The organism is Enterococcus durans NBRC 100479 = LMG 10746 (assembly GCF_001544215.1).
Classification (GTDB): domain Bacteria; phylum Bacillota; class Bacilli; order Lactobacillales; family Enterococcaceae; genus Enterococcus_B; species Enterococcus_B durans.
On sequence record NZ_BCQB01000091.1, the window covers coordinates 1 to 4560 of the forward strand.

Sequence of the window (4560 nt, forward strand, 5' to 3'; positions counted from 1 at the left end):
ATTTCTAAGATAAAGCCTAATGACGTAGAATTTGAAGCTGTATATACTTCGATGTATGAGTTATGTAAAGTGTTGAATATAAAATCAAGTGGCAGATCATACAATCAGCTAGCAGAGAGTTTAAACGATTTGAGAAAGAAAGATGTAATCATCTATGACAAAGAACGCAAAGCAATAACACAATGTGGGTGGGTATCTAGTGCTACTTATTATGACAATGGTCAAGTTGAGTTATGCTTTGCAGATAAGTTAAAACCGTATTTGTTGCAACTGTCTAAGAACTACACTCAATATTTATTGATTGATACCGTAAAATTAAAATCTAAATATTCTATTTTGCTATACAAATTAATACGAGAAGCGTGCAAGGATAAAACAAAGGTAACTATACTACAAGGAACACCAGATGAATTTAAAGAGATGCTAGGCGCACCAGATAGCTACACATATAAACAAATGAAACAAAATATATTGCTTAAAGCAATCAATGAAATAAATGAAAAAATAGACGATATGCAACTTGAACTATTTCAAGCAACAAAAGGTCGAAAAGTTGTTCAAGTTGAGATTCATAATGATTGGACTGAAAATAGGTGAGCTAAATGAAAACTATTAAAGAACTAGCAGATGAATTAGGTGTAAACAAAAACAAAGTTAAATACCAGACCGGTAAATTAACTGATAATTTACTGGTTAAAAAGAATGGGATTATCTACTTAACAGATGAAGCTGTATCAACTGTTGTAAAAGAATTGACCGGTGAAAAATGCCGGTTAAAAACCGATGAATTAACTACTGATTATCTACTAAATGAATTGGATAAAAAGAATCGAATAATTAACCATTTATTAACCAGCCAAGACAACCTACAGAAGTTATTGGATCAAGAACAACAATTACACCAATTAACGCACGCACAGTTGAAAGATAAGCAGTTATTACTTGAAGAAACACAACATGAATTAGAAAAAGTGCAAGTCAAAAAATGGTATCAATTTTGGCGATAAGGTCAAAATTGATACCATTTTAGTCTATAAAACAAATTACATTAGCAGACATTTTGTACTTTTTTTTAGCATGTTATACTTAATTTGCGAAACGTTAGAATTTCTTTTACCATGTTAACACCTCCAATCGGAGGCAAGTTGCCATGAATGAGTATAGCATAAATTATGAGTTAACTGACCGGTAGATTTTCCTTTTAAATAACAAAAAACCTTCTCAGTCATTCCATAAAATTCACAAGTTATCGCTCAGAGGATTGCTGATATACTAGGGTTTAGTTTTGGCAAACGAGGTAGACCAATTGCGATTCACAAAGAAAGCCCCTGGAACTGTTGATCCAGGGGCTACTTCGTTTAATACAGATTATGTCGACTAAGATTTTAAATAACTTGTTTACGATTATACCTACATATTTCGTTAGATACCTACTCACTAAATAATTTAACTTACACTATTTTTTATCCCATTCATTATTTTCCCATAGATTACAGCCTTTTGTCATATTATTGTCAGATGACTGACAGGTAGATGTCGTGGTGATAGAATAGGGTTTTGTTTATGATGGATGCAAATAAATCATAAAGGGGTCGAGAAACTATGAGGCAAACTAATCAGATTGCATTACTCAGAAAATCAAAAGGATGGACACAAGAAACATTAGCTGAAAAAAGTAATCTAAGTATAAGAACCATTCAACGTTTAGAATCTGGAGAAGATTCCAGTTTAGAGACATTGAGACTAGTGTCTAATGCACTAGAGGTTCAAATTAATGATCTTTTTTCATCTTCTGAAAAACAATCCAGCGAAATAAACTTTATGTCTAAGGAACAATCTATTCAACTAGAAAAGAGAAAGGCAGAGAAACAAGTATTCAATATAAAGGCGTTAATTTTTTATATATTCATTTTATTATTAGCTGCTTTTATAGATAAACTTCCCGAAGATACACAAGCATTTCTGGGTATCTTATGGATAGGACTATTTTTCTTAGGCCTTTATGTAATAAAGTACTACAAAGCAAAATGGGTTCTGAAAATGGATGAAAAATATCCTCTAACAAGGGGCGTAAAACTAACAAGAGAAAAAAATCCAGATGATTTCCTCTGGTGGAAACAACCTGTTGTTCGAACAATCATGATGATTTTTTGGGGAGCCATCATTCCACTGATTTATATTTTGAAATTTGGTCTCCATCTATTCTAAACAAATAATTTAAAGAGTCATATATTGAACATTTGATAAAGAATAAAGAACAAAGCACTAAGTATAGTTTCTCCATTTTTAAACTGCAACTTCTCATACAAAATTTCAAGTAAAAACACACCACTTTTAAAAGTGGTGTGTAAGTGCGCATTGACCTAAAAATTCAGTTGGTCAATGATTCTGATTAACTATTTTTTTTACTTTCTTTTTACATGAGCGAAGCGAATTTTAACCAACACGCCTGACGAAAAAATAGTACAAGTTCATGAAAGTGATCTGTACTCTTTTTTAGCACGAATCTATCAATTTTTCGTAAGAAAAATTTGGTGGGTATAAGTGCGCCCTTTGGTAATGGAGACCCATGTTGATAATGGTTATTAAGATCAAATTATTTATTCGATTTTAGATAGTGAATGGAGAAAGAAAAAATAATTTATTTTTACGAAAAAAGGCGTCTATAAAACTTTATAGACGCCTTTTTTCGTAATTTTTTAATTACTACTCAATTGGAATAGATTTTTTTATTTCTTTGTTACTATCTTTTGGCAAGGTTAGTTTAAGAATTCCATCTGAATAAGAAGCCTTTATTTCGTCTTCTTTAACATTTTCTAATAAATATTGACGTCGGACACTTGTTAAACTACGTTCGCTACGAAGCAGCTTTCCTTTTTTATCTTCGGTTACTTTATCAATTCGGTGTTGGCCACTAATTGTTAATACTCCGTTTTCGTAAGTAACTTGAATGTCTTCTTTAGGAATACCAGGAAGTTCAGCTTCTACAAAATATTCATTATCAGTTTCATGAATATCTGTTTTGACTAAATTTGGCTTAAAATCATTGAATAAATTACGACTAAAGTCTTCAAAAAAATTAAAAGGTGACATACTATATGTGTCTGAGTTACGTCGTTGAATCTCGTTTGACATAATAATCAATCCTTTCTATATTTTCTTTCAATCATTATTTTAGTCAAAAAAAGTCAGATTTCAAGTATTAAGCTATTTGAAAATTGTAAAATTATTTTTCATGTGATGCTATCAGCATATTTTTTTATTGATCGTAAATATTCATGGTAGGCTTCTAGTTCTTCAAGAGATAATTTAAATAAATTAATTTGATTCATGTCTGATAATTGATTTAGCAAATTTGTTTGTAGGTTTGTAGAATCGTTTTTATCGAGTTCATTATTTAAAACATAGTTCAACATTTTTGAGTGAATCGCTGATTGAAATTCATTGATTATCTCAATTTCAAATGTTTTTCTGTAATCTAATGTCATGTTGTTTGCTCCTTTCTGGTTTCGCTTTGCTCAACTAAACATTTTATTTTAATTAAACAGACTACGCTAGTTTAATCAAAATAAAACGTGCAATTAGAATTACATCAATGCTTCTAAAAGGTTCTTATTTTCATTCTACGGTTCATTTATTAGATTTTGGCAATCAGATTCAACTAGAGATAACAGTAAAGGTGCCTATTTTTCGTTTTAAGAGGTTTTATCTGATAATCAGCTATTTATACTAATAAGATAATGAAACGTCTGAAACGGGTTGCTAAGTGGCTTAAAATCAGTTTTGAATGGATTCATCGAAAAAACATAAAGAATAGGGGATTGATCTTACTTTTTTACCTAAGGGTTGTTAGGGCTTGCCCTGACCGCCTGTAAGGCGCCTGATTGCTTACTAAGCGTATTTATCTTGCCAAACAGTTAAAACAGGATAGGCGAGCAATTAGAGCTATCCAAAGCCATTCCTAAAAGAGGGGTGATCTTTTCTTTTCGCGAGTGAACGAAGTGAACGCTGCAAGTACAATGTGAGCGTGTTTTTCGCTCACTCCTTTTTTATTCTTTTATATATTGACCATGAAAATGATCGTTTAGCTAGTTAAATATTGTCTTGGATTTCTCAAGATAAAACATAAATTTTTGGGGGTGCTTATATTTTATATATTTATTTTAAAATAATTTATAATACTTAGGACGAGAAAAATGTAGTATTATCAGGTGTTTAAGGCTTATATAGGGCAGTAAAATACACGTAAATGGGCAGTAAAATACACGTAAATGGGCAGTAAAATACACGTAAATGGGCAGTAAAATACACGTAAATGGTATGTTTTTATTTTAATAATATAAGAAAATACTTACCTTATTGGGCATTTCAGTTTACAATGTATTTATCAAAGTTAGATTGAGGTATATTCTTATGCAAAATTTATGGGTTGATAATCGCAATTTAAATACAGAATCATATGAGCGACAACAGTATTACTATGTATGTGAAAGTAATGATTTAATTAAACGAGCAAGACATGAGCTAACCACTAATCAATTAAAGATAGTGGACTTCATT

The 4560-nt window shown here is 30.9% G+C and carries 5 protein-coding genes; 3 read left to right on the top strand and 2 right to left on the bottom strand.

Annotated features, from left to right (window positions below; translation table 11 throughout):
• The 3 genes from ED2_RS14185 to ED2_RS14195 all read left to right on the top strand — a co-directional run.
• The coding region (locus ED2_RS14185) for a replication initiation protein (protein WP_060789912.1) at window positions 1-597 on the top strand (597 nt) is incomplete at its 5' end.
• A 5-nt stretch (window positions 598-602) separates the two neighbouring features.
• On the top strand, window positions 603-1007 hold the full coding sequence (locus ED2_RS14190) for a hypothetical protein (RefSeq protein ID WP_060789913.1): 405 nt from the start codon (window positions 603-605) through the stop codon (window positions 1005-1007).
• Window positions 1008-1602: 595 nt separating this feature from the next.
• Entirely contained in the window at window positions 1603-2208 is a 606-nt protein-coding gene (locus ED2_RS14195; RefSeq protein WP_060789914.1) for a helix-turn-helix domain-containing protein, read from the top strand.
• Between the two features lie 498 nt (window positions 2209-2706).
• Here the strand turns inward: ED2_RS14195 and ED2_RS14200 are convergent, their stop codons facing one another.
• Window positions 2707-3135, bottom strand: a complete 429-nt coding sequence (locus ED2_RS14200) for an Hsp20/alpha crystallin family protein (RefSeq protein WP_060789915.1) — start codon at window positions 3133-3135, stop codon at window positions 2707-2709.
• Window positions 3136-3233: 98 nt separating this feature from the next.
• On the bottom strand, window positions 3234-3488 hold the full coding sequence (locus tag ED2_RS14205; protein ID WP_060789916.1) for an antitoxin epsilon: 255 nt from the start codon (window positions 3486-3488) through the stop codon (window positions 3234-3236).
• Window positions 3489-4560 lie beyond the last annotated feature (1072 nt).